The organism is Streptomyces sp. NRRL S-337 (assembly GCF_000720175.1).
GTDB lineage: Bacteria > Actinomycetota > Actinomycetes > Streptomycetales > Streptomycetaceae > Streptomyces > Streptomyces siderophoricus.
Genome location: NZ_JOIX01000001.1, coordinates 22,808 through 44,267 on the forward strand (window position 1 = coordinate 22,808; position 21,460 = coordinate 44,267).

Sequence of the window (21,460 nt, forward strand, 5' to 3'; positions counted from 1 at the left end):
CGGCACGGCACAAAGGAGGTACCAGCCGCACTGGCGATCGATGCGTGGGGTGCGAACGGTTCACACGTCCTGGGGATCGTGACGGGCCGGGTGGTCGCATCCGATCCGCCTGCGATTGCGGTCCCCCTGACCCCACCTCACCGTGAGGGAATGATCAGCACCAGCGTCGCCCCCATCCCGCTCGATGTCAGGCCGCGCGGCATCGCGCTGTCCAAGGACGGGGGACGGCTATACGTCAGCAGCTCCGACGGCACCGGCTTCGTCTTCGTGCTGGACACCGCCGGCCACACGGTGACGAGCACGATCAGCTGTCCGGGCGCGAGCACGATGGTGATGACTCCCGACGGCGGCCGCCTGTATCTCGCCACCAATGAGGCGGCCAGGCTGTCGGTCATCGACACGGCGACGAACACGCTGACGCGCACCATCGCCATCCCCGCTCCTGCCTTCGGGCTGGCGGTGACGCCGGATGGCTCACGCGTCTACGTCACGCTCGCCTCAAACGAGGTCGCGGTGATCGACACGGCCTCCGACCAGGTGATCCGCACCATCGCCGTGGGCAGCAGTCCCCTGGGCGTGGCCATCACGCCCGACGCCAAGCGCGTCCTGGTGACGAACTTGTCCGACGGGACCGTCCACGTGATCAATGCCAGTACGGACACGGTCACGGGCACTCCCATCACTGTGGGTGTGTTCCCCCGCGCGGTGGCGCTGACCCGGGACGGCCGCCGGGCCTTCGTGGTCAACGGCCAGGACGCCACCGTGTCGGTGCTCGATGTCGCCACCGGCGCGGTGACCGACGTCATCGAGGTCGGTGAGTTCCCCAAAGAGGTGGTGATCTCCCCGGACGGCGGCCGTGCCTACGTCAGCAACGCCGAGGACGACACCATTTCCGTGATCGACACCCGCAGCCTGCGGGTGATCCGGACGAGCCGCATCGCGGGCCCGCCGGCAGACATGGTCCTCACCGCCGACGGGCAGCGCCTCTACGCCGCCGCCTTCCGGGAGAGGTTCGTCCTGCCCTTGGACACCAGAACCCTCACCGTGCCCGTCGGCAAGCGCCCGGAAGGCGTGGCGCTCTCCCCTGACGGCCAACGGATCTACCTCACCGAGGCCGGGGCGGACAGCCTCGCCGTCGTCGAGACGCGTGAGACACAGCTGACCGCCGGTCAGCTGCCGACGGCGGTGGCTCTGGCCCCGGACGGCCTGCGGGCGTACGTCGCCAACAGCGGATCCAACGACGTCTCGGTGATCGACACCGCCACGCGCCAGGTGACCGACACCGTCCCCGTCACCGCCGCGAGCACGCTGACCGTGTCCCGGGACGGCCGGCACGTGTATGTCGTCGGGCCGGGCGAGCTCTCCGTGATCGACACCGCGACCCGCAAGGTTGTCGGCACCCTGCCGCTGTCCGACCTGTCGGCAGTGACGGCCAGTCACGACGGCGCCCGCGTCTACGTCAGCGACGCCAGGGCGGGCACTGTCACCGTGATCGGCACGAGCCCTCTCGAAGTGGTCGGTGAGCCGATCCCGGTAGGGCAGGAACCCAGGAGCCTGGAGGTCACCCCCGACGGCAGGCTCGTCCTCGTCGCCAACGCAAGTTCCCTCAGTGTGTCGGTGATCGACGCCGTGAGCCGTGCGGTTACGGACACGATCGTGGTCGGCGGGCAGCCGGTGTTCGTCACCGTGAGCCCCGACGGGCGTCAGGCCTACGTCACCTGTATCGGCGGGGACGTCGGGGAGGGTCTGAGCGGGGTGGCGGTCATCGACACCGCGAGCCGGACCGTGAGCGGGGACCCGATCGTGGTCCGGCCCTTCCCCCAGGGCTCAGCGGTGAGCCCCGACGGCAGCCGCCTGTACGTGACCTCCTCGTCCACCGTCGTCGTGATCGACACCGGAACCCGTGCAGTCCTGGAGGCCATCCCGGCCGGGGTTCTGGCGACGACCGTGACCCTCGGGGCGGACGGTCGGCACGCCTATGTCACCGCGGTCGACGCCGACGTCGTCACGGTGATCGACACCCATACGACCCGGCTCCGGACTGGGAGCCAGCCCCTGGGCGTGGCCGTGGCCCCGGACGGCAAACACGCCTACGTGGCGAACTCCGGCAGCGGCACCGTGTCCAGGATCGACACGGCCACGCTCACCGTGTCCGGCCCCCAGATCTCCGTGGGCGGACGGCCCCGAGCCGTGGCTCTCACCCCTGACGCGGGTCGCCTCTACGTCACCGACACCGACTCTCATACCGTCATCGCGATCGACACCGGCACCGGCGCCGTGACAGGAGCGCCCATCCCCGTCGGAGACTCCCCGACAGGGCTGGCTATCGCCCCCGACGGCTCGCGCCTCTACGTGACCTGCTCCGGTGCGGGCACGGTCTCCGTGATCGACACCGGCGTGAACACGGTGACCGGCACCATCGCGGCAGGAGTCGCCCCGCTTGACGTCGTCCTCAGCTCTGACGGTGCCAGGCTCTTCGTGACCGACTCCGGCTCCGAGGTCGTACTGGTGCTTGACACCGGCAGCCTTGCGGTGACCTCCTCCGTCCCCTTGCCCGGTGCCCCGCACGCAGCGGCGCTCTCCCGCGACGGGCGGCTCCTGCTCGTCACCGTCCCTGCCGCACGCAGCCTCGCCGTGGTCGACACCACCACTCTGACCTTGGCGGGCCCGCCCATCGGCGTGGGCGGGGCCCCGCACGGCGTTGCCGTCGCACCCGACGGACGCCACGCATTCGTCGCCAACGCCGCCTCGAACACGCTGACGACCGTGGAACTCTGACGGTGCGACACCACACTCGGACGACCGCTCCCACAGTGCGGGCGGCATCGTGTCATCTCATGCTGAGTTCATGATCAACCCCAGCACCGCACCGATCCCTCTCGATGTGAGCCCGGACGGCGTGGCCGTCTCCCCGGACGGCCGACGGCTGTACGTCTCCAGCCCCGTGGACGGCGGAACCGTGCTCGTACTGGACACCGGCACCCACACGGTCACGCACCGGACGGAGTGCTCCGGAGCGAAGGACATGGCGCTCACGCCCGACGGCGGACGCCTGTATGTCATCGACCGCGAAACGGACGCGGTGTCCGTCGTCGACACGGGCTCGATGACGGTGACCGGGAGCATCCCGACCGGCTTCGCCCCGGCGAAGCCGGCGATGACGCCGGACGGGGCACGCCTCTACGTGACGATCCAGCCGGGCGGGGTGGCCGTCATCGACACGGCGTCGAACCAGCTGATCCGCACGATCCAGGTGGGTGAGGAACCCTCCGGGATCGCGGTGGCGGCGGACGGCAAGCACGTGTATGTGACGGATCACGTGTTCGAGGGCCTCGTGCATGTGATCGCGACCGAGACGGACACGGTCGTGGGGACGCCGATCGCGGTGGGCCAGTTCCCCCTCACGGCGGCGGTGACCCCGGACGGCCGCCGGGTCTTCGCCGTCAACCACGAGGACAACACCATCTCGGTGATCGACACCGCCGCCGGCGCCGTGACCGCCACCCTCGAAGCCCCCTCCTTCCCCCGGCACGCCGTGGTCTCCCGGGACGGCGGGCGCCTTTACGTCGGCAACACGAAGGGCAGCGTGTCAGTCCTCGACACCCGGACCCTGACGCTCCTGCGCACCCTCGCGCTCGAGGGCATTCCGGGCACGATGGCCCTCACCCCCGACGGACACCGCATCTACGCCGCCGACGACGGAGGCCGCTTCGTCCTGCCCTTCGACACTGCGACGGTCACCTTCCCCGTCGGCAAGCGCCCGGAGGAGGCGGCGATCACCCCGGACGGACAGCGGATCTTCGTCACCGACGCAGCGGAGGGCACCGTCGCGGCCATCCAGACCAGGCCGCGGCAGATGACCGCGGGCCGGACCCCGAGCGCCGTGGCGGTGACCCCAGACGGCTTGCAGGCCTTCGTCATCGACGACGGCGTCGGCGTCCAGGTACTCGACACCACCACCGACAAGGTGACCGCCACCATCGCCGTCGGCGGTGCGCACGTGATGGCCCTGTCCCGCGACGGCCGGCGGCTCTACGTCGGCGCGGGGCAGCAGCTCTCGGCGATCGACACCGTCACACGCCAGGTCACCGGCATCGTGCCGGTGCAGGACCCGGGCGGCGTGGCGGTGTCCCCGGACGGCACCCGTGTCTACGTCACCGACATCGCCACGGAAATCGTCCTCATCATCGACTCGGGCCCCCTCGGTGTCATCGGCGAACCGGTCGCCGTGGGCCAGAGCCCGCAGGCCCTGACCGTCACCCCCGACGGCCGGCACCTCTACGTCGGTAACGTCCTGAGTCACGACGTCTCGGTCCTCGACACGGTCGACCGCGCGGTGAAGGCGACCATTCAGATCGGCAGCCGACCCGAGTTCTTCTCCGCCAGCCCCGACGGACGGCGCGTCTACGTCGGTTCGGGCGATGCCGGCACCCTGACCGTCATCGACACCAACACCTCCTCCGTGAGTGGAGACCCGATCCCGGTCCTGCAGGTCCCGCAGGGAATGGCTTGCGGCGCCGATGGGAGCCGGCTGTACGTCGCCGCCCTCCATTCCCAGGCCGTCCACGTCTTCGACACCGTCACCCGCACCCGCGTCGAGACGATCCCGGCCGGCACTGCCGCGACGGCCCTCGCGCTGAGTCCCGACGGTCGCCGCGCCTACGTCACCGGACCCGCCGCCGGCATCCTCTCGGTGATCGACACGAATACGACCCGGATTCGCGTCGGGGGCCAACCCCTGGGCGTGGCGGTGGACCCGGAGGGCCGGCGCGCCTACGTGGCCGACGCGGCGACCGGCTCCGTGCACGTGATCGACACCGCGACCCTTGAGGCGCGCGGCACCCCGATCCCGGTCGGCGGCTCTCCGCGATGCGTCGCCGTGAGCCCCGACGGCGGGCTGCTGTACGTCACCGATTCCGCCGGTTCCGTGGCCGTCGTCGACACGGCCACCGGCACGGCGGCCCGAGCCCCCATTCCCGTCGGCAGCTCCCCGGCGGGGCTGGCCATCACCTCGGACGGCACACGGCTGTACGTAGCCAACTCCGGCGACGGCACCCTGACGGTCATCGACACCGGCTCGGGCACTGTGACCGGCACTCCCGTGGCCGCGGGTGTGGCCCCGCTGAACTTGGCCCTCGCCCCGGACGGCTCCCGCCTCTTCGTGACGGACACGGGAGCGGACGCCGTCCTGGTGATCGACACCGGCACCCTTGCGGCAACCGGTTCCCTCGCAGTGCCCGGTGCGCCGCACGGCGTGGCCGTCAGCCGGGACGGCCGCAGCCTCCTCGTGACCGTCCCCGCCGCGAAGGTCCTGGTCGTGGCCGACACCGCCACGCTCACGATCTCCGGCTCCCCGGTCCCCGTCGGTGGCGCCCCGCACGGCCTCGCCCTCGCTCCCGAGGACCGCCGCGCCTTCGTGGCCAACGCCGCCTCGAACACCGTATCGGTGGTGGACTGGTGAATTTGCGGGTCGTCGGTACCAGACTCATCCTGGATTCGTGGTCGACTTCAGCACCACCCCGATTCCGTTGAGCCACACCCCGTTCGCACTGGCGCTCGCGCCCGACGGGCGGAAGCTCTGCGTCACCGGCTCGGACGACACCGTCTTCGTGATCGACACTCTCACCCACAAGGTGACGAGCACTATCGCCTGCCCGGGCCCCGGCGATCTCGTGTTCCATCCCGACGGCGGCCAGCTCTTCGTCACCCACGCGGACGCCGGGGCGGTCTCCGTGGTCGACATCACCACCCAGAGCGTCACCCGCACCATCGAAGTCGCCGCGGGGGAAGGCTTCCTGACCATGACGCCCGACGGGCGCCGCGTCTATGTGTCCAACCAGGACAAGGGAAAGGTGTCAGTGATCGACACCGGTCTGGCGAAGTCGATCCGCGACATCGCCACGGGCACGGAGCCAGCCAGGGTGGTGGTCTCGCCCGACGGCCTGCGCGTCTACGTGACCGACACGGGGGCCAACACCGTCATCGTCATCGATACCGGCACCGACACAGTGATCGGCTCACCGATCCCGGTCGGATGGATTCCCTTCGGCATGGCTGTGACGCCCGACAGCCGCCGTGTCTTCGTCGCGTCCCTCCTTGGGAACCAGGTCGCCGTGATCGACGCGACAACCCGCAGCGTGACCGCCAACATCGCCGTCGAAGGCTTTCCGCAGGACCTGCAGATCTCCCCTGATGGCAGGCGCCTCTTCCTCACCCACAGGGACATGGACCGCATCACCGTCGTCGGCACAGCGGACCTCCGGGTGCTGCGGACACTGCCTACAGCCGGTGCCCCCCGGATGATGGCGTTGACCGCCGACGGGCATTGCGGCTACGCCTCCGACTTCGAGGGGAGCGCCGTGCTGCCCTTCCTCACCGAGTCCCTCTCCGCCTCCGCCGGAGTGCGCCCGGAAAGCGTGTCTGCGCCTGACAGCCGGCGTGTCTACGTGGCCAACTCCGGGTCCGACGCCGTCTCCGTCATCGGCCCCGACGATTGGCGAGTTCCTGCCGGGCAGGAGCCAAACGCGGTGGCTGTGACACCCGACGGCCGCCTCGCCTTCGTCGCCAACGGCAAGTCCAACGCACTGACGGTGTTCGACGCCGATACGGACGAAGTGCTCGACGACATCACCCTGGCCAATCCGGCCGTCACACTGTCCATGAGCCGGGACGGCCGGTTCCTTTTCGCCGCCGGACAGAACCGGCTGACTGGAATCGACGTCTCCTCCCAGGAGAAGTTCATGGAGACCAACGCCTGGGAGGGCTCCATCCTGAGCATCGCCGCGGCACCCGACGGAAGACACGTGTACGTCGCCGACGAGGACGCCGACACCGTGTTCCTGTTCGCTCTCGCCGACCCGGTGAACCCCGGCACTCCGGTGCCCGTGGGAAGCCAGCCGAACGCCGTGGCCGTGACTCCCGACGGCGACGTGTACGTGGCCAACCGCGCGTCGGACGATGTGACCGTCATCGACGGATCCACCCTCACGGTCGTGGCCACCCTCCCCGTGGGAGTCTCGCCCGCAGCCCTGACTGTCAGCGCCGACGGACGGCGCGTCTACGTCGCCAACCAGAACGACACGGCGCCGGCGCTTGACGGCCAGCGCGGGCACGGGGGCTGTGGCACAGTGTCCGTCATCGACACCGCCACCCGAAGCGTCAGCGGTGACCCGATCCCGGCTGGCCGCCAGCCGATCGGTCTGGCGCCAGCCGCCCAGGGGGACCGCCTCTACGTCGCCGCGTTCCTGTCCGCCGCAATGCTCGTGATCGACACGGCGACCCGAACGGTGATCGACAGGACCCCTGTCGGACTCTATCCGACGGCCGTGGCGCTAACTCCGGACGGCCGACGTGCCTTCGTCACCAACTCCGGCGACGGAGACGTCTCGGACGTCGACACCCACACCACACGCATCCCCGTCGGCAAACGCCCCACGGGCATGGCAGCGGCCGACGGACTGCTGTATGTGGCGAACTCCGGCGCGGGCACGGTCTCGGTGATCGACATCGAGACCAACGCCCCGACAGACAATGCCATTTCCGTCGGCGGCCAGCCACGCACGCTCGCCATCGCCCCCGACGGCAGCCGTCTCTACGTCACGGATTCCGGCACCGGAAGCGTGCATGTCGTGGACACTGCCACCCGGGCCGTCCTTGGCACACCCGTCCTGACCGGCAGCACACCGTTGGGGGCAGCCGTATCACCCGACGGCACACGGCTGTACGTGACCGACTCCGACGCCGCTACCATCACAGTCATCGACACCGGCACGCGCACGGTGATCGGAACCCCCGCAGGCGTCGGGGTCGCACCGCTCGAGGTGGTCGTCGCCCCGGGCGGTAGCCGGCTGTTCGTGGCCGACACCGGCGCAGACAAACTGCTCGTCGTCGACACCGCCACGCTCGTGGTGACTACCGCCGTCGAACTGCCCGGTGCTCCCCACGGCCTGGCGCTGAGCGCCGAGGGGCGCACGCTGGTCGTGACCATCCCCGCCGCGCAGAGCCTAGCCGTCATCGACACCGCCACCCTCAAGACGGTCGGGGCGCCTCTGCCCGTCGGCAACGCCCCGCACGGCGTCACCTTCGCCCCGGGCGGACTTCGGGTGTACGTCGCCAACACCGCCTCGAACACGGTGTCGCTGGTGGACCTCTGAGTCACATGTGCGGCGCGGCCCCCCACCCGTAGTCGACCCGTGAGGATACCTGGCGCATGGGCGAGTTCGTCATTGTCACCGGCGACGAGGTATTGGTCACGCCGCCCAAGGACCCCGACGCGAAATACACCCTCATCCCGCCCACTCCCCTCCCGGTATCCGGATCAAGCCCGCATGTGCAGGTTCACGGCCTGCCCGCCTGTCTGCCGGACGACATCGAGAAGAAGCTCAAAGCGGCATTCGTCTATGTCGCCGGAACGTTCACAGTCCCTGGGGCGGGAGTCATCTCCTTCGAGCTCAAGGATGCCGACAAGTCAGGGAGATCCGGGGACACGAGCACGTCGGGCTCCAGGGAACCGCTCGTCATCAGCGGCGGGGAATTCATCGCGAAGTTCACCTTCACGAAGCCCGCCCAGGATCCCAACGCGGCCCCCGACCCCGACAGAAAGCCGAACTCGTCGAAGGACGGAACGGCTTCCTTCAAAACTCCCACCAAGAACACGATCCTGCGTGTCCAGTAGCCGCCTCCAGACCGCCGGCGCCCCGGGTGTGCCGACCCGTTGGGGAGACGGTGATCACCGCGTCGCCCGGTGAGCGGTCGGTTCCCCGAGGTGAAACCACGCGGGGAGGTGCGTCAGCGAGACGGGCACGCGCAGGGTTCCTCGTTCTGCCCCGGCAGCAGCCGCAGGGCGAAGACGGAGCCGTCGGCGTGGACGGAGACGGGGCCGGCCCAGTTCCTGTTGAAGGTGAGGCGGGGGCGGACGCCGCGGCTCGCGTGGACGAGGGGCCGGACCTACGCCTACGGTCGGCAAACATCGGCCGGGCTGCGGGGGAAGCGGACCGGAAAGGGGGCCGCGACTGATCGTCTCGCGCTGCTGCTGGCGGTCCTGGAAGCGCGACCGGCCGGCGTGGTGCGGCTGTGCGGTGGTGCGGTCGACTGTCATGGATGGGGGCGGCAACGCTGGCACGGTTGCTGGGCTGCTCGTCGGCGGCCGGTGCGCAGGCCCTGGGTCGGTTGTGGCGGGCGGGGGCCGGCCGAACGAGGACGGCTGGCACCTGGCCGCGCGCCCCGACCGGAACGACGAGCCGGGCGAGGAACCTGCCGCGGCGGGCGCCTCTTGAACCCTCAGCGTGAACTCGATGACGTCGACGAGAAGCAGGAGCCGTCGGCGGAGGAGCACCGCACGCTTAGCGAAGCGGTTGCCCACCGGCCGCCGATGGCTGAGGGCTCACATCTCCCCGCGCCCCTGCGCTGCAAGGACGTCCTCGATGTACGCCAGTAGGGCCTGCTTCACTGTCGCTGCATCCCCCCGGGGCAGGAGGCGGTTGGGCAGGTCGATCTCTGCGGCTGGTCGGATATTAAACTCGATTTCTGCCGTCTCAGGGACGATGTACTGGCGTAGCCAGAGGGCGAATTCGGCGGCTTCTTCGGCTGTGCAGTCCCGCAGTGCCGTCCCGTCAGGATTAGACTGGGCAAAGCCTTCGAGGTCTTCTCCGAAGCCAAAGGTCAGCTCGTCGCCAGTGATTTCGCTGCTGTCCCGGCTCAGAAAAACGTCGGGATCTTGGCTTCGCAGGGTGTCGGCGAGCGTGTCGAGTGACAGGTCCCAACTTCGCGGGTTGGCGTTAGGGGCGCCGAACATGAACAGCGTCCGGTAATCGTGCGCGGCTGTGTCTGGCACAGGATCTCCTTATCAGGGTGCGTAGCGGGCGTAGCCCTTAACACCTTGGGCGGCCATCATTGCGTCCCAGTACGGCATGGTCGATTGGTCGTTGGTGACGATTTCCAGGCCGCGGATCTGTCCCTTATTCGGCCCGTACTCCATCGCTGACTTGTACTTCTTTAGCTCGTCTGTGTCGTCACGGAACAATACCCTCTTCTGGAAGTCGTCCGCTTTGGCCAGTTTGTCGAGGCTTCGGAAGGTCCTGGAACATCCAGGATCTCGGACGTGCTTGGCATCCACCGCCATGCCATCAGAAGCACGCAAGCCATCAGCGATCTGCGTGCCGTGCTTCGAGATGCCTGGTTTGATCGGCAGTTCCTTCTCCGGGTAGCCACAAATACGGTGCTGGTAGGCGTTGTCTGGATCGGTGATGTCCCGTCCGTTGGAGAATCCGCCGTCGCGCATTCCACTTGCCCAGTGCGTGAAGGCGGCACGCTCCTGGGCGCTGAGCGGTGGGAACCGCGGGTCCGGCGGATTGGGCGGGGGGATGGGCTGCCCGCGTGGTACGGACGGGTCTGGCGGGAAATACGCCGCGGGCACGAGGATCGGGGCGGGGATGCGGATGAAGGGTGGGATGCCTGGCATTGGTGCGTCGATGTCCGGTTTCGGGCCGGGCACTGGGACACGGGCCTGGGAGGCGTCCAGGTTGTGTGCGAGGCTCGCCAGCTGGGTAATTCGACCGTCGCTCACGACGGCGTTCATCAGGCCCCCGTCGTATCCGTTACCTCCGAACGCTGGTTTCTCCCAGGGCATTTGCCAGCTCGATTCCCCAAAGGGATCGGATGCGTCATCAAGTGCCGCTTTGTGTGCGGTCTCGATGTGGTCGGCGTACCGGTCGCACGCATTGGCGATCTGCTGGCAGGCGGCAGGCAGGTTGGCCATCAGTGTGCACGAGCTGTCCGTCTGGGACGGCGCCGTCTCCCATCCGACAAACTTGGTGAAGAACCTGTCGATGGCCTCGGCGGTTTTGCCCTCATGATTGCGCTTGGCCTGGAGCCAGCAATCCTGCGCCTCGGTGTGCACCCGTTCGGTGATGGTTCGGACTTTGCGCCAAGTGGCGGCGACGCTACGCAGCTTGTCGGGGTCACCGCGGAATCGGTCACCCAGCAACCATTTGGTGGCGGTGCTCGTCTCGCCAACCACCTCCTCCAGTTCCTCACCCCGCCTCCGCGGAGCTGGAGTGCAGTTGCCGGATCGCCCCGTCGGAGGGCCGGCTGCTCCGCTCTTCCCCATCGCCTTCAGCATCGCCTTGGCCGCAGCGCTCTCGGCCGCCATGTAGTTGTTGGCGGTCTGCAGGACTGCGTCACTGCCACGCCCCATGACATGGGCGGCTTCCCCGATCTGGTTCACAGTTTGTTTGGCTGCGCTCTTGTACACGTTGGCGAAAACCTCGCCCGCCTCGTCGTCGCCCACCATGCCCGCTTGCTCACTCAGCTCCCGCACCAGCGCGAGAACCGTCTCCACGAGTTCGTCGTTCAGCGTGTGCATCCCCCACGACGAATCGATCAGATCCACCGCATGCACGCGATAGAACACCGCGTCACCGCCCCCTCCCAGGTCACGCATCCACCTTGCCACGTGTACATGCCAGTCGGCCAAGGCCGTCGGGGCACGGCGGGGTTGCGGTGGGTCTTCGGTTCGGCTGTGGGTGGCCTGGTTGCTCTCCAATCGGGGCCCGCCCTGCGACCGGGGCGGGCGGGCCAGACCGCCAGGTCGAGATGGCCGATCTCGACGTCACACGCCGACGCACCCGCTCCGACTGGGCCCGGTGGCACGCGCCCGCGGGGAGCACCAGCCGGACGCCGTCGGGACCCCCTCGTGCCGCTCGGCCTTGGCGACCAGCTGCTGACAGGCGTGAGGCATGCGCCAACGATCTCGAAGCCGAGCGCAGTCCGATCGCGGTCAACCGCAGCTCGAACTGCTCCAAGGGCGACAAAGACTCGGTAATGCAGCGGTGATGGCTCAGGCTTTCTGGAGACTCTCCGAATGACGCGCGATCCTCTCCATCTCACCGTCTTGGGTCCGCGACGCCCTACGCAAGCGTGGATAACCCGTGCGCGGGATCCCTGGTGTCCGGCGGAGGGACCCGCGTCCGGGTGGATGCGGGCAGTGGCACGCTTGCCCAACTGCAGTGCTACGTCCGGCTCGACGATGTGGACGCCATCTGGATCTCGTACCCGCACGCGGATCACAGCGCAGACCTGCTCACCGCCTAGTACGCGGCGCTCTTCGCCGACCTCCAACTCACCACGCCCGTCCCGCTGTACGGGCCGCTGGGCACCGCCGACCGACTGGCGCACCACCTGACCAACGGCCCGACGCGCAGCCCGGTCGAGTCCGCCTTCGCCGTCCACGAGCTGTTCGACCGGCATCGGGCGCGCGGCGGCGCCCTCATGTTGACCAGCTGCGTGTCCTACTCAGTGGCCTTCGCGTAAGAGATCACAGCATTGGCGCCGCTGGTAGCTAGTGCCGCATCAGGCAACGTTCGCCGCGTGGCGATGGAACTCGCTCTGTCTTGCGGCAGGAGTGCGGTTGGGGGCTTGTCAGGACTCGGAGTATGAGGGCCGTGCTGCGAGGACCAGATACTCCAGGGCCGTCGTCATGTTGGATCACGCGCTGGCGGTTGCTGTGGTCATGGTGTGGGCTCCTGGCGCTCGGTGGCTCCGGTGCTGGGCGCTTTCTGGCGGATTCAGGGGTTGGGTGGTGTGGTAGATCCGCTGTAGGGCGCTCGGTGGTGCACCTGGATACTGATCGCATGCGTACTGACTTTGATCCCGCTGTCATGTCCCGCAACGACTTCTACCGGCTGCTGACCGCCACCGTGGTTCCGCGGCCGATCGCCTGGGTGTCAACCACCTCGGCGGACGGGGTACACAACATCGCCCCGCACTCCTTCTTCAACATTGCCAGCGTCGCGCCGCCGGTTGTGCAGTTCAGTTCGGTCGGGCGCAAGGACACTCTCCTCAACATCGAGGCGACCGGGCAATTCGTGGTGAATTTTGCGTCCGAGGGGCTTTTTGAGCAGATCAATGACACCGCGACCGATTTTCCGCACGGTGTGAGTGAATTCGAGGCGGCTGGAATTGAGTCCGAGCCGAGTCTGCGGGTCAAGCCGCTGCGGGTGGCGGCCTCGCCGGTGGCGCTGGAGTGCGAGGTGCATTCCACCGTGGGGATCGGGGACTCCGTCATCGTTTTCGGGCGGGTGGTGCATGCGGCCGTATCGCAGGACGTGCTGGTTGACGGTCATCCTGAGATCTCCCGGCTGAAGCCGTTGGCGCGGCTGGGGCGGGACGAGTGGGGGACGGTCGGTGAGGTGCGGGAGCTGTCGCGTATTCGGCACGCGGACTGGCGGGGGCCGGCCAGCGACCGTTGAGGCTGATTCCGGGCACGTTCCCCGGAGGGTCACTTCCCGCTCACTGCATTCTTCGAGAGCCTGTCTCGGATGACTGATGTGACGGACGTAGCTGAGTCGACGGACGTAGCTGAGTTGAGTGACCTAAGGGATGGGGCTGGTGTGACTGCCGGCGGGGCGGGTGAGCCGGGGTTTCGGCGGCGGGCCGTGGTGCGGGCGGTGGCGGCTGCGGCGGTCACCGGGCCGGTGGTGACGACGACGGCGTACGGGTCGGAGAGCGCGTACGCCGCCGACGGCGGGCCGGCGCTGCACGTGATGACGTTCAACCTGCGCTATGCCTCGGACACCCGGCCGCATTCCTGGGCCGAGCGCCGCCCCGTGATGCGGGCCCTCCTTCGCCGGGAGGGTCCGCATCTACTCGGTACCCAGGAGGGGCTCTACGGTCAGCTGCGCGATATCGCGGAGGACCTGGGGCCGCACTACGCCTGGCTGGGCACCGGGCGGGGTGGTGGTAGCAAGGACGAATTCGCGGCGATTTTCTACCGGGTGGGGCGGCTCGCTCCGCTTGAGTACGACCATTTCTGGCTGTCCGATACCCCCTATGTGATCGGGTCGGCGACCTGGGGAAATACCGTTATCCGGATGGTGACCTGGGTGCGTTTCCGGGATCTGCGTACGGGGAGCGAGTTCTACGCACTCAATACGCATCTGGATCATGCACATCAGTACTCGCGGGAGCGGTCCGCGGCACTGATCACCGAGAGGCTGGACGGGCTTGATCCCGCACTGACCCGGATTGTCACCGGCGACTTCAATGTGGCGGCGCACGGGAATCCCGTGTACGACGCGATGCTGCACGGCGGGGCGCTTGTTGACAGCTGGGACACGGCTGAGGAGCGGAGCGCGCAGTACGGCACTTTCCACGGATACCGGCCGCTGGTGCCGGACGGGGACCGTATCGACTGGATCCTCACGTCGCCGGGCGTACGGACGCGGCGTGCGCTGATCAACACCTATTCCGCACACGGTCAGTTCCCGAGCGATCACCTACCGGTGCAGGCGGTGGTCGGCTGGGGAGGGTGAGAGTGAGGGTGTGGGGAGGGTGAGGCAGCAGGGCAGCAAGAAGGGGGGCAGTGGGGCGGGTGGGTTTGTGGGGTGGCGTTGGGTGGGACTACTGGCGGGTGGGCTGGCTGCTGGGCCGGCGGGTGGCGGAGCCTCGGATCTGTAGGCCGTCGAGAAGGTCCTGGGTCGCTGCCGCCACCGCGTTCACCGCGTGGTCGAACACCTCGCTGTTGTGGGCGGCCGGGGCGCGGAAGCCGGAGATCTTGCGGACGTACTGCAGGGCCGCGGCCCGGACGTCCTCGTCGGTGACCTCGGGGGTGATGGGCGGGCGGAGCGTCTTGATGCTGCGGCACATGAGTTCAGTGTGCGGCCTTCGGGGGGCGGAGTCACCTGCCCTGGGGGACTACCTGGTGGGCGTGAGCTGGTGGGGCTGGCCTGGCCTGACCTGGCGGGTCTCGGGAGCACGACGGCTTGGACCCTTGCTCTTCATCCTCGTCCCTTGAGATCTGTTGAGTTCCGTCCCCTGGTTCTAGCCCTTGAGGCCCGTCATGCGCAGGGTGATGTTGAGGCGGCCGCCGGCCAGGCCGGTGGCGGGGGAGCCGGTGCCCGGTCGTACCTTGGGCACGCCGTGGTACGCGAAGCGGGAGGGCCCGCCGAAGACGAAAAGGTCGCCGGAGGCCAGCTCGACGTCGGTGTACGGCTTGGTGCGCGTCTCGGTATTGCCGAAGCGGAAGACGCAGCGGTCGCCGATGCTGAGGGACACCACGGGCGCGTCCGAGCGCTCGTCCTTGTCCTGGTGCATGCCCATTTTCGCCTGGTCGTCGTAGAAGTTGATCAGTGCGGTGTCGGGTGTGTAGGTGATGGGTGTGTAGGTGTGGGAGGGGTACGTGGCTGCTGCCGTGGGATCCCCGTCCCGGTATGCCGCGGCTACCGCCTTGCGGCCCAACTCGACCAGCCAGGAGGGGAGTTCGGCGACCTGTGCGCCGTTCACGTCGTCGGCGGTACGGGTGTAGGCGTACGGCTGCCAGTGCCAGCCGAGGCACACGGTCTGGACGGACATCACGCCGCCGTTCGGAAGCTTGGTGTGCCGGATCGGCACGGGGCCGCGCGCCCAGTTCCGGCAGGCGACGACCAGCGCCTGCTGCTGCGCCAGGGACAGCCAGCCGGGGACGTGTACGGCGCCGGGGGCGATCTCCCGGCGGGCGCTCGTCGTCCGGCTGCCGGCCTGCTCGCCGGGGGCCTGCTCGTCTGGGGCCGGCGCGCCTGGGAGCTGCTCGCTCCCCGCAGATGTCGGCTCTGCTGCCGCGGTGCCGAAGCTCTCGAAACCGGGGAGTGGCGTACTCATGTGTGCCTGCCTGGGGTCCTGCCCGTCCGCTGTCCTGCGCGTCCGGTTTCCTGTTCCTGTCCGGGTTCCTCTTCTTGTCGGGTCCTGTCGGGTCCTGTCGGGTTCTCGCCCGGGTCCTGTCCGCCTGTCTCGCTTATTGGCTGATTCTCTGCGGTCCCGGGGTGGCCCCGGCATGGGCCGATGCTGTTCTGACCTTGTTCTGATCTTGGTCTGGTGCGCGTGTGGGAACTTACGCCGCTTCCACCATGACGTCCGCGCCCTCTGACCGTACCGCCAGCGTCCAGACCTCCAGCAGTGCCGCGTACTCCGCCATGTCCTGCGCCGTCCACGTCAGACCGCGCCGAGCGCGCACGAACCGCCGAATCGATTCGTTCGCCTCGGACGCAGGGACAGGCACACCCATATGGGTAGAAGGAGTTGGGGACATATGAGCAATGCTAGGGGCAGACACTGACAACGCCTCCCCGCCTGCGGCGCGCTGTGGCTCACATGGCGTGATCCGGCCCCCGCCCCTGTCGCCCCCTCAACTCCCTGACCAGCCAGGACCGATGGTCCGGTGGATGCAATTCGCTGGCTATATGTGTCCATTCCCACACGCTCTGCGTCCGGGCGGCAGTGAGCTCAGGGGAGCTCCAGCCGAGCTGTGGGGAGGGAAGGGTGGGGGAGAGGAGGGGAGACGAGAAGGGAGGAGAGGGGAGGGGGAGAGGGGAGGGGGAGAGGGGGCGGAGAGGGGCGTTGAGGCGGTCGGTCAGTCGCGGAAGAGGCAGAAGGGGTGTCCCGCCGGGTCGTACAGCACGCGCACATCGTCCTGGGGCTGGTACTCGGCTCGTACCGCGCCGAGTGTGACCGCGTACTGCTCGGCCTCGTCGAGGTCGTCGACCCGGAAGTCGAGATGCAGCATCTTCTGTTGTTCCTCCGGGCGTTCGGGCCACACCGGCGGTCGGTAGCCCGGTTCGGACTGGAACGAGAGACCTGTGCCGCCATCAGGGCATCGGAGTAGCACCCAGTCCGGTTCGCTGGCGGTGACGTTCCAGCCCAGCAGCCGTCCGTAGAAGCCGGCCAGCTGGTGCGCGTCCGGGCAGTCCAGGGCGATCGTCGCGATCGCGAAATGGGGTTCCTTCGTCACCTTCCGCTACCTCATTCTTCTGGGCTCGGTCAGCTTTCGCGGCTGGTCCCGGCTCGGCCGGCGCATTCGTCTGTAGTCAGCTGCGACCGTCTGTTCTATCAGGGCCTTGGGTTGACCGGAGGGTACTCCCCTGATCGGGTGAGGCCCCGCTGCCGCGGCAGGGCAATTTTCGGGTGGCCAGTCGCTGTCGGGTGTTCGTGCGGGCGGCACCTCGTGCTCTCTCCCGGACCGCGTTGTCAGTGGTGGCCCGTACGGTGGGACCCGTAACTATCCGAGCTGCTGGCGCTTCTCGGACCCGCCCCGCTCCTGTGACAGCGCACGGGAGCGGGGCTCAAACGCTCCGTGATCGCACCCCTCCGGTCTTCCGTCTCGGCATAGCGCCGTTTCCTGAGGCGCGCTCGGCGGGCCTGAGCGACGATGGAAGGGCCAAGCCGTATCGGGAGGCCGCCATGGATTACCCGGAGCGCTATGAGCTGGTATTTCAAGCCCCCGCCGTAGAGGACGACGTGGTGATCGTCCGCCGCACCGAGCGGGCCGGAGCGGGTGGGTATCCCGTTTACGAGGACGAATCGGGGATCGTACGCGCGGAGATCAGCGACCGGGGCGAGGTGCGCATGCTGGCCAGCGGCGGACACCAGGCACCCCGTACACCGCTCCTCGCGCGCCGGCTCGGCGCTTGAGGGGTGGCGGAGCGGGCGGTGACTGGTCCGGTGGCGGCACCGGGCCGGTGGCCGCGCTTCTGCTTGCGTCCATGCCGGGCCGGTGGCCGTGCCTCTACTTGTGCCCGGAAGTAACGGAAATGCCCCCTACCGGTAGTGCTTCGCGGCCCCCTACCGGTAGTGCTCCGCGCCGGGCGGTGACTAGGTGCGCTGCAGTGGATTCGGTGAGTGACGCGAGGTTCGGGGCAGACGAGCCGCTCATTCAGTCAGAGGCCGCGCAGGTGGGGCCGCCGCTGAGGTGGGGCCTCGCCGACGTCCGGAGGATCGGCAGGCTCTGCATCGCCATCGCCGTGGCCCTCGCCGTCGCCGTCCGTGGCGGGGTCTGGATCAGGGACGAGAGCGGGAGCGGCGGCAAGGGTGGGGGCGAAGCCTGGCTCTGGGGAATCGGGCTCGACATCCGGAAGGGTGCGGTCCGACTCAGGGGCGTGGCCGACCTCGGGGTCCGGTTCGGCGGCCTGTCCTTGGAGTACGGCCATGGCGCGTTCGAGCGTTTCCCCGGTGACCTGCATCCGGATTCTGGCCAGTCGTTCTAACTCGGTACGCGACACCACGTCAGAGTACCTGTCGCCACTTCAAACCTCGGGGTCGCCCAAGAATTCGTGGAGAAAGGGTAGTTGAAGGGGTGGTCGTACGTGTCGGCGGTTGGTGTGGGGACCGAGTGACCTGCCCGACGGGTTCGCTCGCCCGTCATGCCGTGACCTGACGCCGTGACCTCGTGGACCTCACGCCATGACCTCGTGCCATGGCCGTACTGCAAGGGCGTTCAGCGTCGGGCCGGCTACCTGGCCACGGGGGCGAGCGCGTGGTGGACGGCTGCTTCGGCGTGCAGGCGGGTGGTGGGGAAGACGGGGACCGGGCTGTGTTCGGGGCCGATGAGCAACTCGATCTCGGTGCAGCCCAGGACGATGCCCTCGGCGCCGGCCGCGACGAGATCGTCGATGACTGCCTGGAAGGACGCCCGGGATCCCTCGCTGACGATGCCGAGGCAGAGTTCGTCGTAGATCACCTTGTGGACGGTGCTGCGGCCGGCGGTGTCCGGGACGAGGACGTCGAGTCCGTGGCGTGCGAGGCGGCCGCGGTAGAAGTCCTGCTCCATGGTGAAGGCGGTGCCCAGCAGTCCGATGCGGCGTAGCCCGTGCGCGCGGACGGCCTCGGCCGTGGTGTCGGCGAGGTGCAGGAGCGGGACGGAGGTCGCGGCGGCCACCTGATCGGCGACCTTGTGCATGGTGTTGGTGCAGATCAGCAGCAGGTCCGCGCCGGCCGCCTCCAGGGCTTTGGCCGCCTCGGCGAGTATCTCGGCCGCCTCGTCCCAGCGGCCTTCGACCTGCAGTCGTTCGATCTCGGCGAAGTTCACGGAGTAGAGCACGCACTTGGACGAGTGCAGGCCGCCCAGACGCTCGCGGGTGAGCTCGTTGAGCAGCCGGTAGTACTCCGCGGTGGACTCCCAGCTCATCCCGCCGAGCAGTCCGATCGTTCGCATTTCCATGGGATCACTGTTGCACAGGTGTGCGGGGTGGGGCGGAGTGGCGGGGCGAGGTGATCCTTGCATTGGTCTGGACATGGCCAAGTGGGGCTGGCTAGCCTGCAGTTGGGTTCCATTTGGTCTAGACCTTGGCTCGTTCCTCTCTGCATGTCCGTGCGCGCGAATCCCGTCGCGATTCCGGTCGCGATTCCTGCCTCCCCCCCACCCCTGCGGCCGGCCCGCCCCGCCACGCCCCGCTTGGCCCTGCTCCTGGGCTCGCGGCGCCCGTCGGCCGCGTGAAGGAGTTTCGCAATGAGAACACGTATGGCCGCGGTACTGAGTGCCGCGACTCTGGCCGTTGGTGTCGCCCTCGTCCTACCGACGGGACCGGTGGCGGCGGCCGCGGTGGGCTGTTCCTCCTGTACCGCTGCTCCGGACGGGGCCCGGGCCGATGCGCGGGCTGAGGAATTCGTCGTCAGTGAGGCGCAGTTCCACCAGATGTTCCCGAACCGGAATCCGTTCTACACGTACAGCGGACTGACCGCGGCGCTCAGTGCCTACCCGGAGTTCGCGAACACCGGGAGCGACACCGTACGGCGGCAGGAGGCCGCGGCGTTCCTCGCGAACGTCGGCCATGAGACCGGCGGGCTCGTCTACGTGGTGGAGCAGAACACCGCCAACTATCCCCACTACTGCGACGCCGGCCAGCCGTACGGGTGCCCGGCCGGGCAGGCCGCCTACTACGGCCGCGGGCCGCTCCAGCTCAGCTGGAACTTCAACTACAAGGCGGCGGGCGACGCGTTGGGCATCGATCTGCTGCACAACCCCTACCTGGTGGAGCAGGATCCCGCCGTCGCCTGGAAGACCGCGCTCTGGTACTGGAACACCCAGAAGGGCCCGGGCACCATGACGCCACATCAGGCGATGGTGAGCGGCGCCGGTTTCGGGGAGACCATCCGCAGCATCAACGGGTCCCTCGAATGCAACGGGGGCAACCCCGGTCAGGTGCAGAGCCGGATCGACAACTACAAGAGCTTCGTGCAGATCCTGGGCACCACACCTGGCGACAATCTGAGCTGCTGAGGCGGCGGAGCCGGGCGTACGCGCACGGGTACGGGGCGGCCCGCCCCGGCTCAGCCCGCCCGTCAGCAGCGGGCGTGGGCCGTGATGTCCGCGCCGAACTCGTCGATCATGGCGGGGGTCACGGACGGCCGGCACTGGGCGATGGCGGCGAGGTAGTCCTCGGTGCTCGCACCGAACCGGCCGTGCGTGCCCGCCCCCGCGCCGACCGACTCCAGGTCCCGCTCGAACGACGCCTGCGCGGCCACCCGTGCGGCGTGTTCGATGTCGGCCGGGGTGAACAGCTCACTGGCCGCCACGAGCGCCGCGACGTCCACATCGGTCCGCCCGTCGGTGTACCGGGACCAGATCGCCGAGCGGGCCGCGGTGTCCGGCGTGCCGATCGGGATCAGGTAGTCGAACCGGCCGGGACGCAGGAACGCCGGGTCGAGCGAGCGGATCGAGTTGGTCGCACACACCAACAGCCGTTCGTCCCGCTCCCGGAAGCCCGGTATCAGCTTGAGCAGTTCATTGGTCACGCCGTGCAGCCCACCCGGCTGGGCGGGCTCATGGCGTACCGGAGCGATCTCTTCGACCTCGTCGATGAAGACGAGCACCCGTTCCAGATCCGCGATCCGGGCGAACGCGCTGCGCAGCGCCGCCGCGAGATTGCCCTCGTCGGCCAGCCGGGACGGCAGCAGCTCGACGAACGGCCAGCCGAGTCGGGCGGCGATGGCCCGGGCGAAGGTGGTCTTGCCGGTCCCCGGCGGGCCGAACAGCGCGATCGCCCGCGGCGGCCTGACCCCGTGCCGGGCGGCCCGCTCCGGCTCCGCGAGCGGCAGTACGACCCGCCGTTCGATCAGGTCCTTCTCCGCCTCCATCCCGGCCACCTTGGCCCAGAGGTCGGCGGGCAGGAACCGCCCGCCGAGGTCCTCCAGGAGGCTGGCCGCCGGACCGTGGTGCGGTTCGACCTTCTCGAAGTAGGCCACCGCGGGCTGACGCGTGTAGCCGGCGTTCAGCAACCCCTCACCGAGCAGGTCCTCCTCCGGCAGGACGTACGCGATGCGGCTCACCCGGGCCGCGATCAGCCGCCGTTCCAGTTCCACCAGCAGTGCGCTCGCCAGGCCCCGGCCGCGCCAGGCCGACGAGATCGCGATCCGCATCACCCAGCCCCGCTCACCCGCCACGCAGGCCAGCGCGGCGCCGATGGGCGCTCCCTGGTGGACGGCCACCACGGCGGGCTGCCGCGAGGTCAGCGCGCTGATGCACTCGGCGAGTGAGAAGACGGACTCCTGCCCGAGGTCGGCCGTGGAGTCGATCAGGTGGACCACTTCGGCGAGATCGTTCTCGCGGTAGTCATGGATGAGCCAGTTCACCGGTACCGCCCCTCGTTGGTCGTGCTCGTGATGTGGGTGCCTTTGGGCGACGTCGCCGTCTTCTGACGTCGACGTTTTCTGACGT

The 21,460-nt window shown here is 68.7% G+C and carries 17 protein-coding genes and 1 pseudogene; 10 read left to right on the top strand and 8 right to left on the bottom strand.

Annotated elements, in window-relative coordinates:
• The first annotated feature begins 150 nt into the window (after nt 1–150).
• The 4 genes from IG62_RS42915 (at nt 151) to IG62_RS0100110 (ending at nt 8,674) form a co-directional block, all read left to right on the top strand.
• Complete coding sequence (locus tag IG62_RS42915; RefSeq protein WP_051797315.1) at nt 151–2,778, top strand: beta-propeller fold lactonase family protein; 2,628 nt, start codon at nt 151–153, stop codon at nt 2,776–2,778.
• Nucleotides 2,779–2,848: 70 nt separating this feature from the next.
• A complete protein-coding gene (locus tag IG62_RS42920) occupies nt 2,849–5,461 on the top strand; it encodes a beta-propeller fold lactonase family protein (RefSeq protein ID WP_051797317.1) in 2,613 nt (870 codons plus the stop codon).
• A gap of 37 nt (nt 5,462–5,498) precedes the next feature.
• The gene (locus IG62_RS42925; RefSeq protein ID WP_051797319.1) at nt 5,499–8,153 is read left to right on the top strand and encodes a beta-propeller fold lactonase family protein; all 2,655 of its coding nucleotides are present in this window, start codon (nt 5,499–5,501) and stop codon (nt 8,151–8,153) included.
• A gap of 56 nt (nt 8,154–8,209) precedes the next feature.
• Nucleotides 8,210–8,674 carry a hypothetical protein gene (locus tag IG62_RS0100110; RefSeq protein ID WP_030795977.1) on the top strand — a complete coding sequence of 155 codons (465 nt, stop codon included), beginning with the start codon at nt 8,210–8,212 and terminating at the stop codon, nt 8,672–8,674.
• A gap of 708 nt (nt 8,675–9,382) precedes the next feature.
• Here the strand turns inward: IG62_RS0100110 and IG62_RS42930 are convergent.
• On the bottom strand, nt 9,383–9,832 hold the full coding sequence (locus tag IG62_RS42930; RefSeq protein WP_051797321.1) for a hypothetical protein: 450 nt from the start codon (nt 9,830–9,832) through the stop codon (nt 9,383–9,385).
• Between the two features lie 12 nt (nt 9,833–9,844).
• Nucleotides 9,845–11,440 (bottom strand): restriction endonuclease fold toxin-2 domain-containing protein, encoded by a 1,596-nt coding sequence (locus tag IG62_RS43890; protein WP_051797323.1) that lies wholly within the window; start codon nt 11,438–11,440, stop codon nt 9,845–9,847.
• A gap of 420 nt (nt 11,441–11,860) precedes the next feature.
• Between IG62_RS43890 and IG62_RS41145 the strand changes: the two are divergent.
• The 3 genes and pseudogenes from IG62_RS41145 to IG62_RS0100135 form a co-directional block, all read left to right on the top strand.
• Nucleotides 11,861–12,279 (top strand): annotated as a pseudogene (locus IG62_RS41145) (MBL fold metallo-hydrolase); the annotation flags it as partial.
• A gap of 350 nt (nt 12,280–12,629) precedes the next feature.
• On the top strand, nt 12,630–13,247 hold the full coding sequence (locus IG62_RS0100130; protein WP_030795982.1) for a flavin reductase family protein: 618 nt from the start codon (nt 12,630–12,632) through the stop codon (nt 13,245–13,247).
• A 141-nt stretch (nt 13,248–13,388) separates the two neighbouring features.
• Nucleotides 13,389–14,309, top strand: a complete 921-nt coding sequence (locus IG62_RS0100135) for an endonuclease/exonuclease/phosphatase family protein (RefSeq protein ID WP_037837613.1) — start codon at nt 13,389–13,391, stop codon at nt 14,307–14,309.
• Between the two features lie 88 nt (nt 14,310–14,397).
• On the opposite strand, the gene IG62_RS0100140 is transcribed toward IG62_RS0100135, so the two are convergent.
• From IG62_RS0100140 to IG62_RS0100155, 4 genes are all read right to left on the bottom strand, one after another.
• Nucleotides 14,398–14,643, bottom strand: coding sequence for a DUF2277 domain-containing protein (locus tag IG62_RS0100140; RefSeq protein WP_030795986.1), 246 nt, complete (start codon nt 14,641–14,643; stop codon nt 14,398–14,400).
• Between the two features lie 174 nt (nt 14,644–14,817).
• The gene (locus tag IG62_RS0100145; protein ID WP_078871706.1) at nt 14,818–15,633 is read right to left on the bottom strand and encodes an alpha-ketoglutarate-dependent dioxygenase AlkB family protein; all 816 of its coding nucleotides are present in this window, start codon (nt 15,631–15,633) and stop codon (nt 14,818–14,820) included.
• A 229-nt stretch (nt 15,634–15,862) separates the two neighbouring features.
• The gene (locus tag IG62_RS45930; RefSeq protein WP_234326107.1) at nt 15,863–16,030 is read right to left on the bottom strand and encodes a hypothetical protein; all 168 of its coding nucleotides are present in this window, start codon (nt 16,028–16,030) and stop codon (nt 15,863–15,865) included.
• Nucleotides 16,031–16,381: 351 nt separating this feature from the next.
• The gene (locus tag IG62_RS0100155; protein ID WP_030795990.1) at nt 16,382–16,759 is read right to left on the bottom strand and encodes a VOC family protein; all 378 of its coding nucleotides are present in this window, start codon (nt 16,757–16,759) and stop codon (nt 16,382–16,384) included.
• Between the two features lie 449 nt (nt 16,760–17,208).
• Here IG62_RS0100155 and IG62_RS0100160 point away from each other — a divergent pair, with 449 nt between their 5' ends.
• Both IG62_RS0100160 and IG62_RS42940 read left to right on the top strand, forming a co-directional pair.
• Nucleotides 17,209–17,439 (top strand): DUF6296 family protein, encoded by a 231-nt coding sequence (locus IG62_RS0100160; RefSeq protein WP_030795992.1) that lies wholly within the window; start codon nt 17,209–17,211, stop codon nt 17,437–17,439.
• Between the two features lie 203 nt (nt 17,440–17,642).
• Complete coding sequence (locus tag IG62_RS42940; protein WP_158794932.1) at nt 17,643–18,011, top strand: hypothetical protein; 369 nt, start codon at nt 17,643–17,645, stop codon at nt 18,009–18,011.
• A 245-nt stretch (nt 18,012–18,256) separates the two neighbouring features.
• Here IG62_RS42940 and IG62_RS0100170 read toward each other — a convergent pair whose 3' ends face one another.
• A complete protein-coding gene (locus IG62_RS0100170; protein ID WP_030795995.1) occupies nt 18,257–18,958 on the bottom strand; it encodes an aspartate/glutamate racemase family protein in 702 nt (233 codons plus the stop codon).
• Between the two features lie 294 nt (nt 18,959–19,252).
• Between IG62_RS0100170 and IG62_RS0100175 the strand changes: the two genes are divergently transcribed.
• Nucleotides 19,253–20,023, top strand: a complete 771-nt coding sequence (locus IG62_RS0100175) for a chitinase (RefSeq protein ID WP_030795997.1) — start codon at nt 19,253–19,255, stop codon at nt 20,021–20,023.
• Nucleotides 20,024–20,085: 62 nt separating this feature from the next.
• Here the strand turns inward: IG62_RS0100175 and IG62_RS0100180 are convergent, their stop codons facing one another.
• Entirely contained in the window at nt 20,086–21,375 is a 1,290-nt protein-coding gene (locus IG62_RS0100180; RefSeq protein WP_030795999.1) for an ATP-binding protein, read from the bottom strand.
• Between the last annotated feature and the right edge of the window lie 85 nt (nt 21,376–21,460).